This window comes from Bradyrhizobium sp. 195 (assembly GCF_023101665.1).
In the GTDB taxonomy this organism is placed as follows: domain Bacteria; phylum Pseudomonadota; class Alphaproteobacteria; order Rhizobiales; family Xanthobacteraceae; genus Bradyrhizobium.
In genome coordinates this window covers 5,919,280-5,942,093 of the sequence record NZ_CP082161.1, presented here as the reverse complement: position 1 = coordinate 5,942,093, position 22,814 = coordinate 5,919,280, and the positions used below count along the sequence as shown (strand labels likewise).

Annotated in this window: 19 protein-coding genes; 4 read left to right on the top strand and 15 right to left on the bottom strand. The window is 62.9% G+C overall.

Annotated features, from left to right (window positions below; all coding sequences use genetic code 11):
• The first annotated feature begins 135 nt into the window (after positions 1-135).
• Complete coding sequence (locus tag IVB26_RS27800; protein WP_247968296.1) at positions 136-747, top strand: acetyltransferase; 612 nt, start codon at positions 136-138, stop codon at positions 745-747.
• On the opposite strand, the gene neuB is transcribed toward IVB26_RS27800, so the two are convergent.
• From neuB to IVB26_RS27765, 7 genes are all read right to left on the bottom strand, one after another.
• Complete coding sequence (gene neuB, locus IVB26_RS27795) at positions 744-1,814, bottom strand: N-acetylneuraminate synthase (RefSeq protein WP_247968295.1); 1,071 nt, start codon at positions 1,812-1,814, stop codon at positions 744-746. The two genes, IVB26_RS27800 and neuB, sit on opposite strands and share 4 nt — an antisense overlap.
• Positions 1,811-2,989, bottom strand: a complete 1,179-nt coding sequence (gene neuC / locus IVB26_RS27790) for a UDP-N-acetylglucosamine 2-epimerase (RefSeq protein WP_247968294.1) — start codon at positions 2,987-2,989, stop codon at positions 1,811-1,813. Before neuC ends, neuB begins: the two co-directional genes overlap by 4 nt.
• Entirely contained in the window at positions 2,982-4,166 is a 1,185-nt protein-coding gene (locus tag IVB26_RS27785; protein ID WP_247968293.1) for a LegC family aminotransferase, read from the bottom strand. The genes neuC and IVB26_RS27785 overlap by 8 nt, the downstream gene beginning before the upstream one ends.
• Before the next feature lie 19 nt (positions 4,167-4,185).
• Entirely contained in the window at positions 4,186-5,205 is a 1,020-nt protein-coding gene (locus IVB26_RS27780; protein ID WP_247968292.1) for an NAD-dependent 4,6-dehydratase LegB, read from the bottom strand.
• Positions 5,206-5,337: 132 nt separating this feature from the next.
• On the bottom strand, positions 5,338-6,540 hold the full coding sequence (locus tag IVB26_RS27775; protein ID WP_247968291.1) for an HAD-IIIA family hydrolase: 1,203 nt from the start codon (positions 6,538-6,540) through the stop codon (positions 5,338-5,340).
• Between the two features lie 83 nt (positions 6,541-6,623).
• A complete protein-coding gene (locus IVB26_RS27770) occupies positions 6,624-9,161 on the bottom strand; it encodes a hypothetical protein (protein WP_247968290.1) in 2,538 nt (845 codons plus the stop codon).
• Between the two features lie 21 nt (positions 9,162-9,182).
• Positions 9,183-10,067, bottom strand: a complete 885-nt coding sequence (locus IVB26_RS27765; RefSeq protein WP_247968289.1) for a class I SAM-dependent methyltransferase — start codon at positions 10,065-10,067, stop codon at positions 9,183-9,185.
• A 488-nt stretch (positions 10,068-10,555) separates the two neighbouring features.
• On the opposite strand from IVB26_RS27765, the gene IVB26_RS27760 reads away from it, so the two are divergent.
• The 3 genes from IVB26_RS27760 (at position 10,556) to IVB26_RS27750 (ending at position 13,467) form a co-directional block, all read left to right on the top strand.
• Positions 10,556-11,296, top strand: a complete 741-nt coding sequence (locus tag IVB26_RS27760) for a hypothetical protein (RefSeq protein WP_247968288.1) — start codon at positions 10,556-10,558, stop codon at positions 11,294-11,296.
• 91 nt (positions 11,297-11,387) lie between these two features.
• Positions 11,388-12,230, top strand: a complete 843-nt coding sequence (locus IVB26_RS27755) for a hypothetical protein (RefSeq protein WP_247968287.1) — start codon at positions 11,388-11,390, stop codon at positions 12,228-12,230.
• 31 nt (positions 12,231-12,261) lie between these two features.
• The gene (locus IVB26_RS27750; protein ID WP_247968286.1) at positions 12,262-13,467 is read left to right on the top strand and encodes a hypothetical protein; all 1,206 of its coding nucleotides are present in this window, start codon (positions 12,262-12,264) and stop codon (positions 13,465-13,467) included.
• On the opposite strand, the gene IVB26_RS27745 is transcribed toward IVB26_RS27750, so the two are convergent.
• The 8 genes from IVB26_RS27745 to IVB26_RS27710 form a co-directional block, all read right to left on the bottom strand.
• Positions 13,464-15,425 (bottom strand): acyltransferase family protein, encoded by a 1,962-nt coding sequence (locus IVB26_RS27745; protein WP_247968285.1) that lies wholly within the window; start codon positions 15,423-15,425, stop codon positions 13,464-13,466. The genes IVB26_RS27750 and IVB26_RS27745 overlap by 4 nt on opposite strands.
• Positions 15,426-15,528: 103 nt before the next feature.
• On the bottom strand, positions 15,529-16,368 hold the full coding sequence (locus IVB26_RS27740; protein WP_247968284.1) for an SDR family oxidoreductase: 840 nt from the start codon (positions 16,366-16,368) through the stop codon (positions 15,529-15,531).
• A gap of 13 nt (positions 16,369-16,381) precedes the next feature.
• Complete coding sequence (locus IVB26_RS27735; protein ID WP_247968283.1) at positions 16,382-17,143, bottom strand: SDR family NAD(P)-dependent oxidoreductase; 762 nt, start codon at positions 17,141-17,143, stop codon at positions 16,382-16,384.
• Positions 17,140-17,988 carry a sugar phosphate isomerase/epimerase family protein gene (locus tag IVB26_RS27730; RefSeq protein WP_247968282.1) on the bottom strand — a complete coding sequence of 283 codons (849 nt, stop codon included), beginning with the start codon at positions 17,986-17,988 and terminating at the stop codon, positions 17,140-17,142. The genes IVB26_RS27735 and IVB26_RS27730 overlap by 4 nt, the downstream gene beginning before the upstream one ends.
• A complete protein-coding gene (locus IVB26_RS27725; protein ID WP_247968281.1) occupies positions 17,985-18,749 on the bottom strand; it encodes an SDR family oxidoreductase in 765 nt (254 codons plus the stop codon). The genes IVB26_RS27730 and IVB26_RS27725 overlap by 4 nt, the downstream gene beginning before the upstream one ends.
• Positions 18,742-19,431 (bottom strand): acylneuraminate cytidylyltransferase family protein, encoded by a 690-nt coding sequence (locus IVB26_RS27720; RefSeq protein WP_247968280.1) that lies wholly within the window; start codon positions 19,429-19,431, stop codon positions 18,742-18,744. Before IVB26_RS27720 ends, IVB26_RS27725 begins: the two co-directional genes overlap by 8 nt.
• The gene (locus tag IVB26_RS27715; protein ID WP_247968279.1) at positions 19,431-21,350 is read right to left on the bottom strand and encodes an N-acetylneuraminate synthase family protein; all 1,920 of its coding nucleotides are present in this window, start codon (positions 21,348-21,350) and stop codon (positions 19,431-19,433) included. The genes IVB26_RS27720 and IVB26_RS27715 overlap by 1 nt, the downstream gene beginning before the upstream one ends.
• Positions 21,351-21,373: 23 nt before the next feature.
• Positions 21,374-22,750: a GHMP family kinase ATP-binding protein gene (locus IVB26_RS27710; RefSeq protein WP_247968278.1), complete on the bottom strand. Its 1,377-nt coding sequence runs from the start codon at positions 22,748-22,750 to the stop codon at positions 21,374-21,376.
• Positions 22,751-22,814 lie beyond the last annotated feature (64 nt).

Genomic DNA, 22,814 nt, shown 5'->3' with positions numbered 1-22,814 from the left:
GGCTGCGAGAGGCGGCGTCAACCCCAACGGCACCCCCCTGAACAGCCCCGTTAACCCAAGTGTTTCGCGGCCCGAATCGACGGTTTGAAGACCCGCGATCCCCCCGTTAAGATCGCCGGGCGCAGGGGAATCGCGATGGATGATCTCATCATCATAGGCGGCGGCGAGCATGCCTTCATGGTCTACGAAGCGGCGCTGTTGTCCGGCCAGTTCAAGGTCGTGGGCTTCCTCGATCGGCAGCCCGGAACGCTCGGCGACATCAGCTATCTCGGAACCGACGAGGCCGCGCTAGAGTATCCGGATGCCGCCTTCGTGGTGGGAATCGGATCGATGCAGGCGGGACCCGCACGCCAGCAGATGATCGGCCGCATGCAGGTCAAGCGCTGGGCGTCGGTGATTCATCCACGCGCGATCGTCTCGCCGTCAGCCACGATCGGCGCAGGCACCGTCATCATGCCGGGCGCGATCGTCAATGCGCGCAGCATCATCGGCAATCACTGCATCATCAATTCCGGTGCCATCGTCGAGCACGACGTTCGCGTCGGTCACTGCACGCATCTGTCGCCTGGAACCGTGGTCGGCGGAGGCGCTGAGATCGGCGACAATTGCTTTGTCGGCCTCGGTAGCCGAGTGCGCGATCACATTTCCATCGGCAACGATACTCTGGTCGCGATGGGATCGGTCGTGACCGGCTCGTGGCCGCAGGGGTCGGTGCTGCGCGGGGTTCCTGCAAAGCCTCGTCGTTAAACCGGATCGTCCGGCTTGAGCGCGCGCGGCGCTGCCGTCCCGACCAGCGACCAGTAGTCGATCGGCGGGCGGCCCGCGCCGGGCCGCTTGGCGGTAATGTCGGAAGGGCCGATGGTCTCGCCGGCCTTCAGCGCACGCGCCGCCACGATGCTCTTGCGGGCGACCGGAACGTTCCTGATTTCGGACTCTTTCGGCGCCTTGACGCCGTCGCCGAGTGCGCGCTCCACGTTGCGGATGGCCGCAACCATGCGCTTGAAATCGTCGGGCTCCAGCGAGGCCGCGTGATCCGGGCCTTGCGCCTTGCGGTCGAGTGTCAGGTGCTTTTCGATCGTCGTGGCGCCGAGCGCGACGGCAGCGACCGAAATTTCAAAGCCGTCGGTGTGATCGGAATAGCCGACCGGGAGCTGGAACGCGGAGCGCATCGTCGCCATTGCGGCGAGGTTCACATCCGCGATGGGGCAGGGATATTCGGTGGTGCAATGGAGCAGGCTGACGTGCCGCGCGAGGGCCGCGCGTGCCGCCGGATCACGCCACGCCGCGCGGAAGGCGGCAATGCCGGGCGGATCGTTGCGCTGGCCATAGCCGTGAGCCAGAACACCGAGCGCTTCCTCGACCTCGCCGAGGGTCGCCATGCCCGTCGACAGGATCAATTTCGCGCCGGCCTTCGCGGCCGCATGCAGCAGCGGTGCATTGGTGAGATCACCCGATCCGATCTTGATGCGCGGCAGTTTCAGCGACAGCAAGAAGGCGAGCGAAGTGTCGTCGAACGGTGTCGACAGGAATTCGATGCCGCGCTCCCTCGCACGTTCAATCAGCGTGTGATGCGCAGCCTGCGGCAACTCTAGCCGTTCCAGCATGGCAAGCTGGCTTTCGTCGGCATTCGTCGTGCGCTGCTGATAGTCGGCCTTCTTTGCCGCGCTGCCAGCCAATGCCTTCGCATTGAAGGTCTGAAATTTGACGATGTCGGCGCCCGCGTCCGCGGCGGCGTCGACCAGCGCCAGCGCCTTTTCCAGGCTTCCGTCGTGATTGACGCCGGCTTCTGCGATGATGAGGGTGTGCGTGGTCATGCCTGCGCCCCGCTTGGTGGAAGCTCGTAGAAGCCCTTGACCAGAAGACGCCTGAAATCCGGGATGTTTGCGATAGTTTCGGCAAATCGCCGGCTGGATTCGCCGTCGCCGTAAGGGTTGACGGTGGCTTGACGGCCGCGCTGCAGCCCCGCGGCAATGGCTGCGGCAATGGCGCCGCGCTCGGGCGCTGCGTGAAATACAGACGTCGCGCGCTCGCGTCCCTTCTGACGGTCGCCGATATCGACCGTGGGAACTCCGAAGGAGGGGGCTTCGAGTACGCCGCTCGAGGAATTGCCGATCACGACGTCCACCTGGTTCATCAGGCTGAGATAGCGAAGCTGCCCGAGCGAGGCGACCGCGATCGTGTTTGGCCGGCGCGCGGCGAAAGCCTCGATCCGGGCGTTCAGGGCGCGGCCCTCCGCGTCGGCGTTGGCGAGCGTGAACACGAAACGAAAGGCGGGATCGAGCGTCGACAGTGCCGCGAACAATTCGTCCAGTTCGGCCACCGAGCGCCCGGCCTCGACGGTGACGGGGTGGAACGTGATGAGCGCATTGCGTTCGCCGAGCGGCATCCCGATCGCGCCGCCTATGTCGTCACGGTCCATTAAATCGAGATGCTTGATGGCGTCGATGCCGACCGAGCCGATGGTGTGGATACGGGACGGGTGCTCGCCGAGCTGAATCAATCGTCGCGTCGAGCCCTGATTGCTGGTGAAATGCAGGTGCGACATCTTGCTGATGGCATGGCGCGTGGATTCGTCGACCGCGCCTTCGGTAACGTCGCCGCCGAACAGATGCGCCATCGGCAGCCGCATGAACATCGCGGCCTGCGCGGCTGCGAACATCTCGAAGCGGTCGCCGAGCACGACCACGAGGTCCGGCTGGAGGCGTGTGAAGGCATCGGCAAAGCCGATCACGCCGAGCCCGACCGATTTCGCGACGCCGGCCCCGGTGTCGCTGCTGAGCAGCGTCTCGACACGCTCGTCGACCTCGAACCCCTCCTCGCGGATGGCGTTGAAGGTATAGCCGAACTCAGGTGCGAGATGCATGCCGGTGGCGACGAGCTGAAGCGTCAATCCTGGTGTCTCGCGGATCGCGCGCATCGGCCAGACCAGCAGCCCGAAGTCGGCGCGGCTGCCGGTGACGAAGCAGATTTTTCGCGCGATGCTACTCATCGCGAACCCTGATGCTGGCGCTGCTGGGCAGGTTGATCAGCCGGCATTCGATGGACTCGGCGGTCGAGAGATCGCCGCGCGGGTTTTGCGCGAACATCGGCAGCTTGTGCATCAAGGTCCAGGCCGGACGCGCGCCGAAGCCGGCGTCGTTGAGCGCGGCGAGCAGGTCGTCGCGCCGATCGGCATGGGCTTCGTCGAGCAGGATGGCATTCAGCCAGTAATTGCTCGTCGTGTCCTTCGGTTCGCTCGAGAAGCGGACGCCGGGAATATCCGCGAAGGCGCGCTGATAGGCCGCAGCGAGCTTGCGCTTGCTCGCAAGAAAGCCTTCGAGCTGCTCGAGCTGCGCGCAGCCGAGCGCGGCGTTCAGATTGGGCAGACGGTAGTTGAAGCCGATCTCGTCGTGCACGAACGCCCATTTGTGCGGCAGCTTCGCGGTGGTGGTGAGATGCTTGGCGCGGCGTCCCAGCTCCTCGTCATTGGTGAGGATGGCGCCGCCGCCGCCGGTGGTGACGATCTTGTTGCCGTTGAAGCTCAGCGCCGCGAGCCGCGCCTGCGATCCGACGGCGTGACCCTTGTAGGTCGAGCCCAGCGATTCGGCGGCGTCCTCCACCAGCGGAATGCCCCACTCGCGGCCGATAGCAGTGATTTCGTCGAGCTCGACGGGATGCCCGAACGTGTGCATCGGCGTGATCGCGGCGATGCGGCGTCCGGTCTCGCGATTGATGGTGCCCTTAGGCGTTCGCTCGGCGATCGCCTCGAGCCGCGTGGTCAGTGCGCGCGCATCCATGCCGAGCGTGACGAGCGAGCTGTCGACGAAATGCGGCACAGCCCCGCAATAGGCGATCGCGTTCGTCGTCGCGATGAACGTCAGCGCCGGCGAGATGACCTCCTCGCCGGGCTCGACGCCGGCGAGGCGGAAGCAGGCGTGCAGCGCGGCCGTGCCGTTGACGACGGCCACGGCGCGCCTCGCGCCGGTGACCTCCTCCAGCATGCGCTCGAACCGATCGACGAACGGCCCGACCGAGGAGACGAAGGTGCTCTTGATGCACTCTTCGAGATAGGCGACCTCGTTGCCGGCGAACACCGGCTCGTGCAGGCCGAGGATTCCGTTGGGCGTTCCGACGGCGTGCCGCACGGCATCGACGATCGCCTTGGGCTCGAAGTCTGACCTGGTCACGGGACTGTCCACCATCGCCTCAGACGTTGTAGACGTCAGCCTTGTAGCGGCTGAGATTTGCGGGATTGGTGAACCAGTCGACCGTCTTGGTCATGCCGCGGCGCATGCCGTCGACACCGCCGAATTCAGGGCTCCAGCCGAGCTGCTGGCGCGCCTTGGAATTGTCGGCCCAGAGCCGTTCGACCTCGCTGTTGGCGGGACGCAGGCGCGACTCGTCGGTCTCGATCTCGATGGCCGTTCCCATGATATCGGCGATCATCTGCGCGGTCGCGCCGACCGAGATCTCGAAACCGCTGCCGAGATTGATGGTCTGGCCCACGACTTGCTCCGCAGGCGCCGTGAGGCCCGCGATCAGGCCGCGCGCGGTGTCGGTGACGAACGAGAAGTCGCGCGTCGGGCTGACGGCGCCGAGGCGGATCTTGCGCTTGCCGGTCGCGATCTGGCTGATGACGGTCGGAATCACCGCGCGCGCCGATTGCCGCGGACCAAAGGTGTTGAACGGGCGGATGACCACAACGGGCATGTCGAACGAAGCCTGGAACGACAGCGCCATCTGGTCGGAGGCGATCTTTGAGGCCGAGTATGGGGACTGCCCGACCAGCGGATGGCTCTCCTTGATCGGAACCGTCTGCGCCGTGCCGTAAACCTCGCTGGTCGAGGTCTGAACGAAGCGCCGCACGCCCGCCATGCGCGCCGCTTGCAGCACGTTCACGGTGCCGCGAACGTTGGTTTCGACATAGGAGTCCGGCGCCACATAGGAGAACGGGATCGCGATCAGCGCCGCCAGGTGCAGCACGTCGGTACAGCCGCTCGCGGCCTGGATCATGAAATGCGGATCGCGGATGTCACCGGCGACGACCTCAACGGACTTCATCACGTCGGACGAGACCGTGTCGAGCCAGCCCCAGGAGTTGAAAGAGTTGTAATAGACGATCGCCTTGACGCGGGCACCGGCTCTCACCAGCTCCTCGACGACATGCGAACCGATGAAGCCGTCGCTGCCGGTAACGAGGACGCGGGCGTCCCTCAGATCTGCCATGCCGGCCCCCAAAAGGCGATTAAGCCAATATTCGCAACAAGATGGCGCTATAGCACACTGACGGTCTTGCGCAACAGAGCAGCACTCGGTGGCTGCCAAATGCCCGGGGATGCAGCGGTTTTTGTGGCGCGCCTAAGGCTGGCCTGCCGGGCCCAGGCGCTGTTTCACGAACGTCTCCAGATTCCCGCCGTCGAATAAGTGGCCTGCCACGCCGGCCGCCTGCGCCGCTTCCATGTCGCTTTCCTTGTCCCCGATCACCATGCTGCGTGTCATGTCGACGGGGAAGCGCTTGGCGAGGTCGGTGATCATGCCCGGTGCCGGTTTGCGCCGTTCGCTGATTCGGCAATAGCGCGCAACGGTTCCGTCGGGGTGATCAGGGCAATATTCGAACGCGTCGATATGCGCGCCGATCTGCGCCATTTGGTTTGCCATCCATCGGTGCAGGGTGAGGACGTGGTGCTCTTCATAGTAGCCGCGTGCGACGCCGGATTGATTGGTGATGACGAAGGCAAAATAGCCGGCATCGTTGACGGCCTTCACGGCCTCGCGTGCCCCCTCGATCCATGCGAGCTTGTGCGTCTCGAATGTGTATCCAGAATCCTGGTTGAGCACGCCGTCGCGATCGAAGAACACGGCCGGCCGCCGCAGCTTCTCCCGCAATTCGCGATCGGCGCGCGCGAAATCGTCGGGAATGCCGATGTCGATGAAGTACCCGTGATAGGCCGTGCCGCGCAGCGCGCCGGACTTGGCGAGGCCGGGGAAAACATCCTGCTCGAGCGAGGCGGGAAGCTTCGCGATGTCGGCGAGAACGGATTTTTCGACGACGTAGATGCCGGCATTGACCGGTCCCGTGGCGCCCGCGCCGGGGGCGATGAAGTCGCGCACCACGTCGCCGTCGAGCACCACGCGCCCGTAGCGGTCTCCGACGACGCCGTCGCGAAGCGCCATGTGAACGGGGCCGCCATGCGCGCGTGAGATCAGATCGAGCAGGTTGAAGTCGAACAGGGAATCGCCGTTGAGCAGCAGGAAACGATCGTGCAGCAAATCACGCGCATGCACGAGCGCGCCACCGGTGCCGAGCGGCTCAGTCTCGCGAGACACGGCGATTCGCGTCTGCCCTCTGACGGTCGCAGCGTAGTGCGTCTCGACGATCTCCGCTTTGTGGCCGGCGAGCAGGAGAATTTCATCGAACACGCCATAGCGCAGGAGTTCGTCGATCAGCGTATCGAGAAACGGTCGCCCGCCGATCTCGAGCATCGGCTTGGGAACCAGCCTGGTGCGCTCACCCAATCTGGTGCCCAACCCACCGACGAGGATCACGGCCTGTCTCAGCATAAGAGTCCCCTTTTACAGCCTGGGCGGCGGACTGCAGCGCCTGACGGAGACGATACGAGCTTCAATGTCTGATCCACTTCATATCAGCGCGAGCAGGGAATGCGAACGACGGCCGCCTGGTTGTTGGTGAATAGCACTGGAAACGGACCGGTGCGCAGCACGTCCGTGACAGCGGGCCCAATCGGCTCGGCGGGAGGGAAATAGCTGAGACGCTGATCCGCCGCGAGCTTCGTCCACTCGATCGTGCGAGGCGTGATGATCGCGACGAGGTTCCAATCATCGTCGCCCGCTTCCAGAATGTTCTGGAACGCGGATTTGACTTCCTCACTCGTGATTTCGGGGCTTCCGGCCGCTATTGCGTCGGAAGACGGCTGAGGCGATTCCTGAATAGATGTTTGAGCCTCACGGACCGCTTTCATTATTCCGCTCAACGCATCGGCCCTGCGCATCTGGAAGAACGCTTCCGAATTGATTCCGCTTATCAGAGGCGTGACCAGGCTGCACGCGATTGCGAGCCGCTGAGCTCCGTCCGTCGGCTGCACAATTGTCCGCACCACCGATTTCGTCCGCTGCGCGACCGCTTCGTTCACAGTGTCCAGATTGGAGAACAGATAGGCCGCGGGAGCGCCCGTGACGGCCTGGATCATGCCGAGCGTATAGGGATCGGAGAGAAGGATCCCTTTTCGCAGATTGGCGCGGAGCCAGCGGGCGACATCGAGGTCGCTGGCATTGTAGTGGGAAACGACCGCGGCGTGGTCTGGGAGGGCGCCATAACTGTAGTTTCTGTGAATGCCGGAAAGGCCGGCCTTGTCCACGGCGACCGCCAATCCCATGACGCCCACGAGACTGCAGATGGAGATTGCTCTCGATCGAGCCAGGGTCAACAGCGCGAGCGTCGCCAGCAGCACGATGCCCGCGATCTCCGTTGGTCTTAGGAATGTCTGATAACCGGCAAAGGGCAGGCCGGGCCGCCAGGCAAATGCGTAGACCGCAACCACGAGAATGGTCGCAAGCAGCGTAACCGCAATGGCGACCAGGGGCCGACGGTATCGCGAGACCGGAACGACGTCGACCAGCAATTGGCAAAAAGTTTCCGTGGCCGTGATCGTGAACAGCGCCACGATGATCGCGCTGGTGCGATACAGAAAAGGGAAGCCCGAGAGGACGGCGACGCTCAGTCCGCAACCGGCGATCCAGGACCACACGAGTGTCGTGAAGCCTTCAGCTCGCGGTCTGATCGCACCTGAGGGAGCACGAAGGACAGGCCGGGTCAACCACCACCATGCAACGCCCAGCATGATGCAGATGGAGAAGAGCGGTCCCAATGCCCGGCCGAGCTCGATAGTGGCAATCTGCGGTCCGGACCCCAGAAACAGTTCTTCGCCGCCCTCGATCCTTCTGCCGAGGATCAGTCCCGTAATCGAGGAGAACGTGCCGTTGGCGCTCATCGACGGAATGTAGCCGAAGCGCATTCCCGCAACGCAGAGGATAGTTCCGGCAATGATCAGGGGCAGGACAAAGGACAGTAGTCGAAGAACCGCAGTGCTGGGCGACGGCCATGCGGAGACCATCCGCACGATGGCAAGATACAGAAGCCAGCTGATCAGGACGGTTGGAACAAACAGATAGGAGCCGCGGTGTGCGAGCAGAAGCGTCGCTGGCCAGATGCAACCGAGAAAGAGAGGCGCATATCTTGCGGTGTTGCTCAGGATCCTAAGTAGGAATAGCCCAGCTACGAGCAGCGCAAGCACAAGCGGATTATTGTTGAGAGCGAAGGCGACCAGCAGCGTCGCGCCGGCGCCTCCAGTCAGCAGCAGCGCGGATCGCGCGGACACGCCGTTCTCTTTCCGGTCGGCGTTGCCCATCAGCACGCCGAGAAACACAATGCTGCTGGCGACGGCCAAGCTGCCGTTCGTCATCAAGGCAACGGTGTTCCCGGTCGCGGCGAAGAAGAAGGCGATCCATCTTCGTGAAGGCGTGGAATAGATCCCTTGCACGAAGCCGTAAGAAGCCAACAGGAAGAACAGGATCGAGAAAAAGCGGTAGGTCCAGCTAAATCGCAGGAGATCCAGGCCGACGGTTCCAGCAAAGGCGCCGGCGAGCGCCGAACGTAGATCGACATAGGATTGGGCGGCGTAAGGATTGATGACGCCGCCGTCGGCATACTCCTGCGCGGTCTTCATCCAATGAACATCCGCGCCGATGTCCGCATAGGGAAAGTCGGAGAATGCGCCGAAGGACCACCACCATGTGATGAGCGCGATCGGTAACGACAGCATGCACCAAATGGCCGCCGTGCGCATCTCGCCGGCACCCGGACGCCGATTGAGCCACGACCAGGCAAGTCCGAGGCTGGCCAACGCAACGATAGCTGCGAACTGAAGCCGCATATCGCTTACGAGAAGCGATAGCACTCCGAGCAGGATGCCCGTTGTTGAGGTACCGACGGTCACCCCGAGAACGACGAGCTGGGCCCTGGTCAACCGGCACAGCTCGACGAACTTCGTCGACGCGATGGCCAGAATCGAAAACCCGGTGCCGAGCTGTATCAGGAAGAATAGAAACGTCAGGGCAAATGTGGTCGTCCACATCGGGAGATCTCTACAATGGGCTTCGGCCAAGCAACCGGGAAATGGCGATCTTCAGTTTCCTATAGACGGGTCGGCCGGGCGGCCAACGATCAGCGAGCCGAGTGTAAAAAGGTCCTCTTCGGAGAAGGCTCTGAAGCATGGTGCTAGTCGTTGCAGGATATGCTGTTCCGGCGGCCGGCGGTCAGGTTGGTCGCTGAGCAGTTGAAACCCTGCCTCCCTGAATAGCTGCAGATATTCGCTGTGGCGCAAACGATTGACGTATTGGAAGCGCGACTGGAAAGGAGCCCAATCCTCCTCGGAATATGTCAGGAAGTTGAATGAACTGATGGACGGATCGAAGCCTTTGAAATGATCGCCATAGTCGATTTGCATGAGGACAAGTCCGTCAGGACGCACGATGCGTCGCAGCTCCTTCAAGATTGCCGCGATGTCGCGCTTGGGAATGTGCTCGAGCGTTTCGACAGAGACTGCGCAGTCGACCGAGGCGGCGGGCAGGCCCGTCGTACGGGCATCGGCCGGTGCGCGATAGTCGATCCTCCACGAAGGATCGAGGTCCTCCAGGGCGTTTATGTCGGGATGGTCAATGCCGCTCAGTCGAGAAACGATGGCGGCGTTGGATCGGATCAACTCCAGCTTGGCCAAGCGCTCGATGTCGACTGTGATGAAGCGCCGGGCCCCGTGAGCGCTGAAGGCCAGCGGAACGATCAGATCCCGTCCGGCGCCGAACTCGAAGCAGGTCGAATCCCGCAGCGGCCGCAAGCTGTACTTCTCGTGGACGGCCAGCAGCCGCTGCGCAAGGGTGTAGATGGATCTGACCTGCTTCTCGGGTCGCGGCAGTCGTCGTGTGACGTAGCGCTGCAGGGCATAGTGCAAGTCTTCGCCCCAGGGGATATTCGACAGCACCGAGAACGCTCGCGCCTTTGTTTGCCAGCGCACGTCAGCGTTTCCTCGGCGGAATGGACGCCGTGATTGGAGTGATGCGCACGAGCAGTCGCTGAAGCACGGTTTCGATCCAGGAAAAGACGATGTTCCGGCCTGTTTTCAAGCGGTACCAGGTCACGTAGCCGGATTCGGTCATACGGGAGCCGCAGGGGCAATGCAAGGATTCCAGGAGAGGGGGATCGTGGGCGCCTGTACCAGGGAGCAGAGCGTCATCTTGTCTGGCTGCCGCGCGTTGTCCGGCTGCCACGCGGTCGTAGAAACCGGCTGCTCGTGAGCAAGACGACGGTGCTCGTACCGTGTCTTTTCGAGCTGCTCGATGCGACGCCGTTCCCGGTTGATTCTGCTGTCGGCTCAGCGTAAACAGGCGCTGAAATCGCGTCGACGTTTTAGCATGCGGGCAAGAACATCGCGTATGATTTGTCCAAAGCCGCCGGCCGGTTCGGTCCATGCCGATCCCTTGCTCTCCCGCCGAGTCTTGTCGAATGCCCGGTGAATTGCTGATTGGCGAGGCCGTCGCAAGGGGCTATCCGCCCGCCGTGCTCTACCTGCGCAATGACGAGACTGTCACGACGGAAGTCTGCGCATTCAACTACTTCTCGGTCTTCATGAAGGATCACCCGGAGGTGGATGCTCACGTCTGGTTCTTCGACGGAGCGGGCAAACCGGCTGGGTATTTCCACAGGGAACTCGGCGTCAACGGACAATTACAATTGCAGACTTCGGAGCTGTGTCCGCACGTTTCGGGAACGGTCGCGATGGCCCTGGTCCCGAAACACGAGACCAAGCTTCGTCCCGGACGGAAGGTGACGACCGGCTATTACACACAATATTTCTCGCAGCACGGCGCGATAACGCTGTCGCACGAGCGCGAGCCGGTCGCCGCAGCGCCGTTCCCGACCTCGGCTTGGATGCAATCCTATCTTACCCGGTTCCTGAAGGAGTCCGGCGTGGTGCTCGTGAACTCCTGCATGGCGTCCGAAGGCGTCTCGGTCGGGACGGCACGGCTCATGGCTCTGGACGGCACGGCATTGGGCCAGCGTGAGATACCGGAGATCGCGCCGATGGGGGCCATCCGCGTCAGAACGCTGGACCTTTTCCCCGAGGCTGAACGGCTGATCGGCGCGGCCGAAGGTTTCGCCCTCGAATTCAAGGGCACCAACATCGCCAGTCCGTTCAGCTATTATGAATTTGCCAACGGCAAGTTCAGCCTGCACCATTTTTAGGGGCGCGTCCGTGACACGTTTCTCGTCCAGTCCCTGGAAGCCCTACGAGCCCAGATTCATGTTCCCGACTTTCGCGGGTGTCGAGTCACGCATGAGTTTTTCGATCCCCGCCTGGTATCGTCCGGTCGACATCCGGTATCTCCGCAGCCTCGTCGCTGGCAGCCTGCGCAAGAATTTTCGTGAGACGGTCAAGGATCTCGTTCCTGAACTCGCCAGCCTGGTCGCCTCGGGCTTCAGCAAGAAGCTCAGGTTCAGGCTGCACGTCCTGTCGCGCGACGGCGAGTACCGGGCGACCTACGAGTTTCCGGACAACTACGCGCCGGGTGCCTCCGTCGAGGTCGAGCTGTCGCGCCTTTTCGCCTCGCTCAAACTGCCGCAGGACGACTATCTGGTCATCGCCGTGATGTCGCGTGGTCGCATGGACGGCTTCCGTTCCTCGCCTGCCAGCTATTCCATGACCTATGTCGATCAGGACAACGTGGCGATCTATCGCACCGGCGCGTTCGCCCGGCCCTTGAACGAGGGCAGGCTCAAGGCACATGTCGGGTTCACCGGGATCAATCCGAAGATCATTGCGACCAGCGACATCGTCAGCAGCGTGATGCTGATCAATCACTCCTCGGATCCCGAATACGCTCATTCGGCCCGGCCGACGTCGAAGCTGATCCGCGCGGACGGCGAGGAGATCGAAGGCGATTTCGGCGAAATTCCGCCGCTCGGTGCGCGCGAGATGTCGGTGGTCGACATGTTCGGCAGTCGCGTGTTCGACTTTCTCAAGCCGTTCGGCGGTCGCGGGACCACGGTTACCACTTGCACCGGAATGACGCTCGCGAGCTTGCACTTGCAGCGCACGAACGACAATCGGCGGACGTTGCTGGGCATCGAGCATTCGCGTCCCGCGCACATGAATCTCGCCGGTATCCTGCAGCATTGATCGGGGAGATTGAGTGTCGGAGCGAGGGGCAATGCTGTCGTGGTCTGGCGGTCTTGGCCGCCTGCTGAAGTTCGACGATCACATGAAGACCCCATCCCTGGGGATGGTGCTCGGGTTCTGGGTCGTTTCCAACGTTCTGGTCATCGCCTGGTACTGGGTGAATATCTCCGACAGGTATCTTCCGGGGCTGCTGCGGTATGCCGGAATAGCGTTCTTCGTCGTCGTCGCCCTCGTTCCGCTGCTACTCCTGTTCAAGGTCAGAAGAAGCTTCTTCAATCCGGTCACGCTGGGACTGCTCGTGAGCTGCTGCCTCGCGCTGTCCGTCACCGCGCACGAAGCCAACCTGCTGCGCGAGCAAATGCAGTTCAGCCTCGATCACGAGCGCGAGTTTGCCCACATGGACGCCGTCGAAGGCGTCATGCGGCCGTTGCTCGCCAAGATTACCGAGGCCTACGTCCAGATATTCGGCGACGATCGCACCCACGGGGGATCGACGTACCACACCCATATCATCGCCAACTACCTGTTCGATTCCCTGTCGTTTCTTGCCGTGTTCGCATTGGCAACGCTGCTTCTTTCGCCGACTGCGGCGTGGCTATGTCTGCTGACCTTTGCGTTCTACACGCAGATCGCGATCTATCCGGGACGCATGGGCCCCGTGTTCATCGCGGGCGGCTTGTTCTGGCAGCTCTTTCTGCTGACGTCGCGGCGCTATCCCGCCGCGGTCATTTCCGGGCTGATCATCAGCTTTGGACGGACCGACGTCGTGTTCGCTTCGAGTTTCGCGCTTCTGGGCCTTGCGGCTTTCGAGCGGCGATGGCCGACCCCGAAAGAATGGGCCGTGTTCGGGCTGCTGATCGGCATCTCACTGGCCGTGCCGAAGGCGCTGATCTGGATGCATCCTGGAACGGACTACAGGTCGTTCCTGGTCACGAATGGCGACTTCAGCAAGCTGGTCGGCAATCTGCAAACCATGAAGCTCGTGGTGGCGATCGCCAGTCCCGTACTCGCAATTGCGATCGTGAGGACCTTTGCACTCACCCGGACGATTGCCATCGTCGGCGCGGCGACCCTGACCCATGTGGGGCTCGTGTTCTTCATCGCCGATTTTTCCGAGACGCGCCTCGTCATACCTGCGTTGGCGGGGTTGACCTTCGTGGCGAGTGAAGGACTTGGAAAGATGCTCGAAGGACAGAAAGAGACGCAAGCGGCAGCGGGTGAAAGCGGAAGCGGTTAGCGTCCAGTGGTCGTGTATTTCAGAAGGACTGGTTTGAGGTTTTTCCCGACGATGCGCTCCCCACAGACGCTGAGATGGTCGGAATCCCGATACATCAGGCAATCACCGTCCAGCAGTCCTCGTGCGTCCTGATCGATGACATCGAAGAACGATATGTACTGAAAGTTCCGGGGTGGCAGGCTGGTCTTGTCTCGGAGGTGCTTGTCGAGGGTCGAGAAGATGTCCACCGTCGCGGGATTGAGATGAAATCCACCGCGCGCGACCCGTTTCATGCTTTCAAAGTCGCGGAAGTCCATTCTCGATTCGACAAACGGACCCAGCCAGATTGTCCTGGTCATTTTGGACAGGGCTTGCAGGTAGTCGATCGTCATGGCGATCGGGCGTTCGTTGAAATGGTACCTGCCTCCAAATCTCATCACATCTTCGGGCTCCTGCCGGTTATGTTCGTCGACCACGAGGTGGGATCCGGAGAAATGCAGTATGACCGTTTCGACGACCTCGCGATGAGCCTCCAAGAACTTATCGAAGGTGACATAGGGACATTCAGGAATCCTGGCCCAGGGTCGACATCCAGGACCAACCAAGCCAACGACGAATTTGCCGTAGTTGTTCCTGAATAGTGCATTGTAGATGTTCATCGCGTGGGAATCGCCGAGAACAACGGTCGCGGGCCCGTATCTTTTCGAACAATCAATGAGCCGGCTCCATTCCGCGGGCTCCAGTTGGGAAGTCCAGAACACGCAATCGCCGTCCGAGCCCATGTCGCGCATGAAATCGCCACCGGTATTGCGCTCGAGCAGTTCGTAGAGACGGCGGGTATCGTTGCTGCTGAAGTAAAGGCTCTGCTTCTCGAAGCCATTCGTGGCGATCGCGAAGGTGCCGGCGCCGGCGAGGCCGAACATTCCAAACGAGCAAAGGGCAATCAGCGCCGGCATTCTCAGCCGCTTGCGATCTCTGGCCGGCTGCTCGACGAAACGATAGGTCAAGGTGGCCAGCACGAGAGAGAGCGCTGTCAGGCAGAAGGCAATGCCGACATTTGGCCGGTTGAAGCCGTTCAATCTCGCGAAAACGAATACCGGCTGATGCCACAGATAGGCGCTGTAGCTGATGAGCCCGATTGCGACGGGACCGCGGCTTCCGAGCAACTTGCCTGTCGTCGTCCGTGCAGCGGCGAACGCGATGACGAGGCCGGCTCCGAGCACGGCAGGCAGAGCGCGCAAATCGGGGTATCGGACGTCGCCGTGGTCGAGGAGGCCGTAGCCGATAAGTCCGATGCCGATGACAACGAAGATGTCGAGCGTCATATTGGGCAGTTCAGCCCTCAATTTCGTCACCGGCCATAAGGCCAGAAGGGCGCCAATCAGCAGCTCCCAGAGGCGGCTTGGCATTAGATAGAAGGTAGCCTCCTTGCTCTGAGGGCCCCATTGGGCATAGGCAATACTCGCCACCGCAATTGCGACAAACAGCATGCCCGCTCGCTTGCGGCCAAATCGCAAGGCGCCCATCAGGAGAATGGGGAAAAGCAGGTAGAATTGCTCTTCGACACCGAGACTCCAGGTATGCAGCAGCGGCTTCAGTTCGGCAGCCCTGTCGAAGTAGCCACTCTGCGCCCAGAAGAACACATTCGACACGAACGCGCACACCGCGATCACGCTTTTCGAGAATTCCGTCACCTCGCGCGGAAGCATGAAGATGAGAACGAAGGGAACGCAGGCCAGCAAGACGACGATGAGCGCCGGCAATATCCTTCGGGCTCGCCTTTCGTAAAACGCGGCAAATGTGAATCTGCCGTCCTCCATCTCCGCGCTGATGATGGACGTGATCAGATAGCCGCTGATGACGAAGAATATGTCTACGCCGAGATAGCCGCCTGGAATCGCGTCCAGTCCGGCGTGGAAGAAAATAACCGAGAGAACGGCAATTGCCCTAAGGCCATCAATTTCTGGGCGATAGTCCACTTGAGAAGCCTGATTTGGGCTCGAGTCCGACATGGTGATCGTGATCGAGCGCTCCTATTGGCGATGTCCTCGGGCTGGGGGGTCGTGCGTGGCCCAGGTTCTGTTACCAGACGCTCCGCCCACCATCCATGACGAGATTTTGTCCCGTCATGTAGCTCGAGGCATCCGAGCAGAGGAACTGCACAGCCGCGCGGTATTCGTCGACATCGGCCATGCGGCCCATGGGGATCAGGCGCGTCAGTCGTTCGACGAAGGCCGGGTCCTGGTTGTTGAAGACGCCCCCCGGCGAGATCGCGTTGACGCGCACGCCGTGATCGGCCCAGTAGGTCGCCAGATATTTCGTCAACCCGATCAAGCCGTGCTTGATCACCGAGTACGTCACGGGCTTCACCGGCTGTTCCTCTTCGCGCGTCACCTGTGGCTGGCGGTACAGCCGCTGGTCCGGCGCGATCACGCCGAGATCGGAGGCGATGTTGAGGATCGCGCCGCGGCCGCGTTTGGCCATCGCGCCGCCGAACACCTGCGCACACAGCATCGCCCCGGTCAGGCCGACTGCGATTTCGGTCTGCCATTGCGGCACCGGGAACGCCTCGAAGCGCGAGGAGTGCATGACGCCAGGGCTCGACGTCACCTTCGGGTCGATCGCGGCGTTGTTGACGAGGATGTCGACGGTGATGCCGCGGCCGGCGAGCTGATCGTTTGCGGCGCGCACCGAGTCGAGCGAGGTGACGTTGATCTCGAGCGCGATCAGATCGGCTGAAGGCGTGGCCTGCTTCAGCGCCGCGAAGGCAGCTTCGGCCTGCGCCAGTCCGACGTCGGTGACGACCACGCGTGCGCCGGCTTCGCTGAGCGCTGCGACGTGCTGCTTGCCCAACAGGCCGCCGGCGCCCGTCACGAGCGCGGTCCGTCCGGTCAGGTCGTAGCGGGAGGAGGGGTTTGCCATCAAAGGCTCCTGTTCAGCTTCTGAGCTGGCCGCCGTCGGCCACCATCACGCTTCCGGTGATGAAGGCGGCGCGGGGCGATGCAAGGAAGGTAACGACATCGGCGATCTCCTCGGGGGTGCCGAGCCGGCGCAGCGCCACCTCGCGCTGGAGCATATCGTCGACCGCCTGCTTGTTTTCGGCGATCTTGCGCGCCCAGGTGCCGTCCGCGCTCAGGATATTTCCGGGGGCGACCGCATTGATGCGAATGCCTTCGAGCGCGAGCGGCCGCGCCAGGCCGCGCACGGTCGCATTCAGCGCGGCTTTGGCGGCATAGTAGGTGACGGGTGCACCAAGCGCCGCCATGCCTGCGATCGAGGAGATGCAGACGATGGCCCCGTCGCCGCTGCCCTTTGCCATCAGCGGCCGCGCCGCTTCGATCATGTTGGTCGCAGCGAACAGGTTGAGATCGATGATCCGCGACCATTCCGCCGCAGTTTCCCTGCCCGGCGGGACGGAGGCGCCGCTGCCGACATTGCAGACCAGGATGTCGAGCCGGCCCCATTGTTTCTCGACGCTTTCGACCAGCGCTTTCGCCGCGGCCGGGTCGGTGACGTCGGCGACGTGAGCCGACGCGCTGCTGCCGATTGTTGTGCACGCAGCATTCACCGCATCGGCGCCGCGCGCCGCCAGCGCGACCCTGGCACCTTCCGCCGCCAGCGTCGTCGCGATCGCAAGCCCGATGCCGCGGCTGGCGCCGGTGACGAGCGCAACGCGATCGCTCAGCTCGAGCTTCATCGCGCTGCGTCCTCGATCCAGCCGACCGTCATGTCGCGATATCTTGCTAGCGCGCCCGCATGGTCGCCGTCGGATGCGCGGGCAGTCTGCAGGATGTACTGGCCCTTGTAGCCCGAGCGCTCGATCAGCCGGATCGTCTTGGCAAGGTCCGCATTGCCGGTGCCGAGCGGGACGGTGGTGCCGCCGCGAATGCGGTCCTTCACGTGCACGTTGAGAATGCGGGGTGCGTAGGCGGCAATCTCCTCGTCGCTGTCGTAGCCGAGCGAGGCGCTGTTGCCGCTGTCATAGTTGATGCCGAAGATTTCGGCCGGAAATGCCTCCATGAACCGGGCAAGCTCGTCCGGCGGCAGATCGGATTCGAAGACGACCTTGACGTTCCGCCTCGCCAGCAGCTCGGAGCGGGCAAGCAGCACGCGCTTCAACGTATCGCTCTCGCCCTCGCGCTCGATCTTGCCGTTGTCGACCAGCGGGATCACGACGAATTCGATGCCGATGCGGCTGCAGGCGACGATAAGGAGATCGAGGTCGGCGACGAGCGCGTCGCGCACGACGGCATCGACCTTCCAGAATGGAGCCTGCATGAAGCAGTCGCCCGTCAGGCTCGGGATGCGCACGCCGTTCTCGCGCGACAGTGCCAGAATCTCCTGCTGCCCCGGCTCGGTCGTCAGCGGGTTCTCGCGCAGCCGTTCCTGATCGATGGTCCATTCCATCCGTGTCAGGCCGAGCTCCTTCGCGCGTGAAAATTCCTTTTGCCACTCGTCCCAGGGGAAGGCCTGGATCTTGCCGTCGACCAGGGCCGAGAGCCGTCCCTGCATGAAGCCGATTCGTTGCAGCGTTGCGGTCACGATTTGCTATCCGAGCTGATGGCGAGGCCTTTGGCGATCCAGCCGCCGTCGACGAAGATCTCCTGACCGGTCACATAAGCAGAGGCTTCCGACGTCAGGAAAACGGCCGCTCCCACCATATCGGCGGGCTGTCCCCACCGGCCGAGCATGGTGTGGCGGCGCCTGTCTTCGTGCATGAGGGGATCGGCAAAACTCTTCGCGGTCATCTCTGTCGCGACGTAGCCCGGAGCAAGTGCGTTGACGCGGATGCCGTCGGGCGCGTAGTCGGCCGCGAGTGCGCGCGTCAGCCCGGCAAGTCCCGCCTTCGCCGCCACGTAGCCGGGATTGCCGGGAAAGCCGCGGATCGAGTTGATGCTGGTGACGTTGACGATCGCAGCCGAGCCCGCCTTCTTCAGGAGCGGATACGCGGCAAGGATGGTGGCGTAAACGCCGGTGAGGTCGGTCGCGACCGTGGCGCGAAAGCGCTCAAGCTCGCTCTCATCACCTTTTGCGGGGAGGCTGATGCCGGCGGCGTTGACCAACGCGTCGATATGCCCGCCTTGCGCGGCGATCATGCCGAATGCGTTCTCGATCGCCTTGTCGTCGGAGAGGTCGCAGGCAATTGCGGTCACGTCCTGCGGTGCGGTCCCGGAACGGCTGAGGCCGAACACCATAGCGCCCGCATCTCGCAGGCCGGTCGCGATGGCCGCGCCAATGCCCCGCGAGGCGCCGGTGACCACCGCGATCTTGCCTTTGAGCGAGAAGGCGCTGAGGTCAGGCATAGCCGTAACTTTGCATGATGGCGGCGCAAAGCTTGACGTCCTCGGGGCGGTCGATCTGGAACATCTTGTGACGCTCCATCACGTGGAAACCGATCTTGCCGCCGAGACGGTTGTTCTGCTCGCGCAGGAGGGATGGGATCAGGACGTAGAACGAGCCGTTTTCCAAATAGCGTTTCTCGATCTGTTGCCGCATGCGGCGGTTGCGATAATCGTAGTTGATCGGCTCCGGTCCATTCGCGCCGATGCGCCAGTTGAAATAATCCTCGACCTCGCAGACCGAGAGCAGGCTGTCGAGATGATCGCGATCGAAGGTCGCAAGCGCGTTCTCGATGTCGCCGGGCTCGCGGATCGGCGATGTCGCCTGGAGTGCGACGATCCGCTCGAACCGTCCCATCCGCTCATCGATCGCATCGAGTGCGTGCAGCCAGGCGGATTCGGAGGAGGCGAGGTCGCCCGAAATGTCGGCCGGGCGCTGCACGCCGATGGCTCCGGCAGCCTCGGCCGCGGCGAGGATGCTGTCGCTGTCCGAAGAGACCGCCACCACGTCGACGCCCCGCGCCGCGCGTGCCTGCTCGACCGTCCAGGCGATCAGCGGTTTGCCGCAGAGATCGAGCAGGTTCTTGTGCGGGATGCCCTTGGAGCCGCCGCGCGCGGCGATCACGGCCAGCGTCTTGCGCGCCATCAGATGTGTCCCTCGAGACGCTCGAGCGCGGTCCAGAAGCCTTCGCCCATGTTCTTGTGGCCCTGCCAGATCTCGGGAATGAACGAGGCCGTCGGCGCATGCTTGCGCAGCACCTGTCCGATCTCGTCGAAGTCGATCTCGCCTTCGCCGATCTGAAGACCCTCGCCGTCGAGCCCCTTGGCGTCGCCGAAATGCAGATGCGCGGTGTGCGGCCCGAGCTGGGCGAGGCCTTGCGCGAAGTCGAAGCCGAAATGATTGGCGGCGAGTTTCGTGTGCGAAATGTCGACGCACATGCGCAAATCATGCTTGGCGCAGAATGCGGCCGACTCGTCCGGGAATATAAAGATGTTCTGGTGACGCTGGCCGCCGAAATGCCAGGGGAACGGCGCCATCGTTTGCGGCGTCAGCTCGACGCCGTCCATGTTGAGCTCGGTCAAGCTCTGCGCGAAGATGCGGTAGCGCTCGGCTTTCTCCTCCGCCGGCAGCGGCTCGTCCATGGTGAAGCCGCCGATATTGGCGACGATGGGCGGGCGCTTGGTCTTGGGAAAGTATTTCTTCAGGCCGCGGGTGATGTCGATCAAAGCCTGCGTCTGCTCCAGCGAATAGCGCCGCAGGGCCTCGTCAGGGGTTGCCAGGTCCATCAGCTTGGAGCCGGCAAACAGCTCCGGCGCATGCACGACGAAACCGAGATCGTAGGTGCCGGACAGATACGCCGCGGGATCGCGCTCCATGTCGCTGTAGCTGAGATGGAATTCGATGATGTCGGGCTCGCAGATCTCCAGGAAACGCTCGGCGTCGTGATAGCGGATCGGCACGCCCCAGGGGCGGTCGAAGCGGTAGCGACGAGCTTTCGCAGCGCCTTCGTCGAGGTCGCTCTGGAAGAAATAGTCGTCGGCCGCCATCATCCGCGTCAGCTTGCGACCGAGCAGCGCCGGCATCTTCAGCGGCGACAGGCCCTGTCCCGGGCTCTTCACCGCGATGTCGGCTTCCGAGATCACGGTGCTGGCCGAAAGGTCGCGCGCGGCCACCAGGCTCTTGGCGAGGTTCTCGCGGTTGATCAACTCGCCCTGGCTCAGCGCGCGTTCGGCCCGTTTCTCGCCGCGCGCCGCCTCCACCTCGCGGATGCCGGAGACCAGCGACTTGAATTCCTCCGGCTCCAGGCTCGCGGCATGGTCTGGACCTTCCATCTCCCGGTCGAGAGTGATGTGACGTTCGATGACGACGGCGCCGAGCGCGACGGCGGCCGTCGAAACGGCCGTGCCGCGCTCGTGGCCCGAATAGCCGACCACCGGGTGGATCTCGCGCAGCGTCTCCATGAAACGCAGATGGATGTTGTGAAGCGCGGCCGGATAGGTGCTCTGGCAATGCAGCAGCACGTAGCTCGCGTTGCGCTCGTCGAGGAACTTCGCCGCGGCCCTGATCTCGTCCGTCGTGCTCATGCCGGTCGAGACGATCAGCGTCTTGCCGGTGGCGGCGAGGCGCGCGAGCAGCGGCAAATTGGTAAGGTCGGCGGAGGCAACCTTGTAGGCTTGCACGCCGAAATCTTCGAGCACGGCGACGCTGCTCGCGTCCCAGGGCGTGCAGAGATACTGGATACCCTTCGCTGCGCAATACTCGGCGATCTTCTTCTGTTGCGCGGTCGGCAGCTCGAAGCGCCGCAAGAGATCGAGCGTATACTCGACGGCGAGGTCGTCGTCCTTGCCCGAAAGGCTCGATGCACGGTAGACCTCGTCCAGCTTGCGCATCTGGAATTTGGCGCAATCGGCTCCGGCCGCGACTGCGGCATCGACCAGCGCAATGGCGCGGTCGAAGTCGCCATTGTGATTGTTGCCGATCTCGGCGATGACGTAGCAGGGTTCGCCGTCGCCCAGTAGACGGTTGCCGATGCGGACCGGAGCGGGCTGTTTGGGCGATGTCATCAACATTCTCGTCTCATTATGCGTCAGGCGAATCGCCCGGGAAAACGCGACTTCCAAGTTCGCAGCCCGTTCTCTTCGAACATGATGCGCGAACAGCTATGCCCCTGTTGCTCCAGCGCGGCGATGAGCTGGTAGCGCTCGAACGGCCGTACGAAGAACATGAAATAGCCGCCGCCGCCGGCGCCCAGCAGCTTGCCGCCGACCGCGCCATGCTGCTTGGCGAAATCGTAGATCGCATCGATCGCGTCCGAAGAGATCTTCGAGCTCAGCTTCCGCTTGGCGTGCCAGGCCTCGTCGATCAGTCGGCCGCATTCCAGGAGCTGGCCGCGCAGGAGATGCCGCCGGATGTCGCGCGTCACTTCCTTCTGCTTGGCGGCTGCGGCGACCGCGTCGCTGGTCTCGTGCTGAGCCTTCTGGTCGCGGTGGATGGCGCCGGAATCGCGGCCAGAGCCCGTGTAGCAGAGCACCAGGCTCTCCTCGAGCTCGGCGATGATGTTGGGGTCGAGACGCAGCGGCACGATGGTGTTCTGGTCGGAGAAGAACTCCATGTGATTGAAGCCGCCGAACACGGTAGCGTACTGATCCTGCCAGCCGCCGGGGATGTTGAGCATCAGCCGCTCGGCCTGAAACGCCATCTCCGCGATCTCGTGGCGGTCCCATTGGTCGCCGCGGAATTCGTTGAAGCAGCCGATGATGGCGGAGGTGACCACCGCCGAGCCGCCGAGGCCTGAGCCGACCGGGAAGTCGGCGGAGACCTCGAGCTCGAACCCATAAGTCGGCTTGATCAGGCGCACGACGGACTTGATCAGCGCAAGATCTCCGTCCGTACCGAGTTCTGCGAGATTGTCGGCCTCGATCGTACGCCGGAAATCGTGCGAATAGATCCGGATGCTGGAATCGCTCCGGCGCCGCAACGTCGCGTGAGCGTACATCTTGATCGTGGCGTTGATGACCGCGCCGCCGTCATTCTCCACGAAATAGTGGGTCAGGTCGGTGCCGCCGCCGGAGAAGCTGATCCGCACCGGCGAGCGGGCGCGGGCGAACACCTCGCTCTCTTCGGACAGGTTGAACAGCTCGCGGCTGAACACGTCGACGAGGCGTCCTTCGCCATCCAGGATCGGCACCACGTGCACGCGCTGGTCGAGCAATTTGAGGATCTGTTCGCGCGGACCGCCGCTGCGCGCCCAGACGAAGTTGCGATTGATGCAGGTCGCAACCCGGTCCTGGATCGTTGTGCCGGCCAGCATGCGCCTGCGGATGTCGCCGTCGGTCACCGCGCCGACAATTCGTCCGCTCGCGTCCTGCGCGAACAGGATGCCGAGCATGTTCGCATTGAGGCGCCGGAAGGCTTCCTCAATGGTCTCGGTCTCGGCGATGGTGACGAGGGTTCGTTCAAGCACGTTTTGGGGTCCAGGAAAGGCCAATTCCAGGCCATATCGTAGCAGGGTTGGTAATACGGGAGCG

Excerpts from the sequence above, each read along its gene's own strand:
- IVB26_RS27800 (WP_247968296.1), top strand. The coding sequence starts at position 136 with ATGGATGATCTCATCATCATAGGCGGCGGCGAGCATGCCTTCATGGTC.
- neuB (WP_247968295.1), bottom strand. The coding sequence starts at position 1,814 with ATGACCACGCACACCCTCATCATCGCAGAAGCCGGCGTCAATCACGAC.
- neuC (WP_247968294.1), bottom strand. The coding sequence starts at position 2,989 with ATGAGTAGCATCGCGCGAAAAATCTGCTTCGTCACCGGCAGCCGCGCC.
- IVB26_RS27780 (WP_247968292.1), bottom strand. The coding sequence starts at position 5,205 with ATGGCAGATCTGAGGGACGCCCGCGTCCTCGTTACCGGCAGCGACGGC.
- IVB26_RS27775 (WP_247968291.1), bottom strand. The coding sequence starts at position 6,540 with ATGCTGAGACAGGCCGTGATCCTCGTCGGTGGGTTGGGCACCAGATTG.
- IVB26_RS27760 (WP_247968288.1), top strand. The coding sequence starts at position 10,556 with ATGCCCGGTGAATTGCTGATTGGCGAGGCCGTCGCAAGGGGCTATCCG.
- IVB26_RS27755 (WP_247968287.1), top strand. The coding sequence starts at position 11,388 with ATGAGTTTTTCGATCCCCGCCTGGTATCGTCCGGTCGACATCCGGTAT.
- IVB26_RS27750 (WP_247968286.1), top strand. The coding sequence starts at position 12,262 with ATGCTGTCGTGGTCTGGCGGTCTTGGCCGCCTGCTGAAGTTCGACGAT.
- IVB26_RS27740 (WP_247968284.1), bottom strand. The coding sequence starts at position 16,368 with ATGGCAAACCCCTCCTCCCGCTACGACCTGACCGGACGGACCGCGCTC.
- IVB26_RS27735 (WP_247968283.1), bottom strand. The coding sequence starts at position 17,143 with ATGAAGCTCGAGCTGAGCGATCGCGTTGCGCTCGTCACCGGCGCCAGC.
- IVB26_RS27725 (WP_247968281.1), bottom strand. The coding sequence starts at position 18,749 with ATGCCTGACCTCAGCGCCTTCTCGCTCAAAGGCAAGATCGCGGTGGTC.
- IVB26_RS27720 (WP_247968280.1), bottom strand. The coding sequence starts at position 19,431 with ATGGCGCGCAAGACGCTGGCCGTGATCGCCGCGCGCGGCGGCTCCAAG.
- IVB26_RS27715 (WP_247968279.1), bottom strand. The coding sequence starts at position 21,350 with ATGACATCGCCCAAACAGCCCGCTCCGGTCCGCATCGGCAACCGTCTA.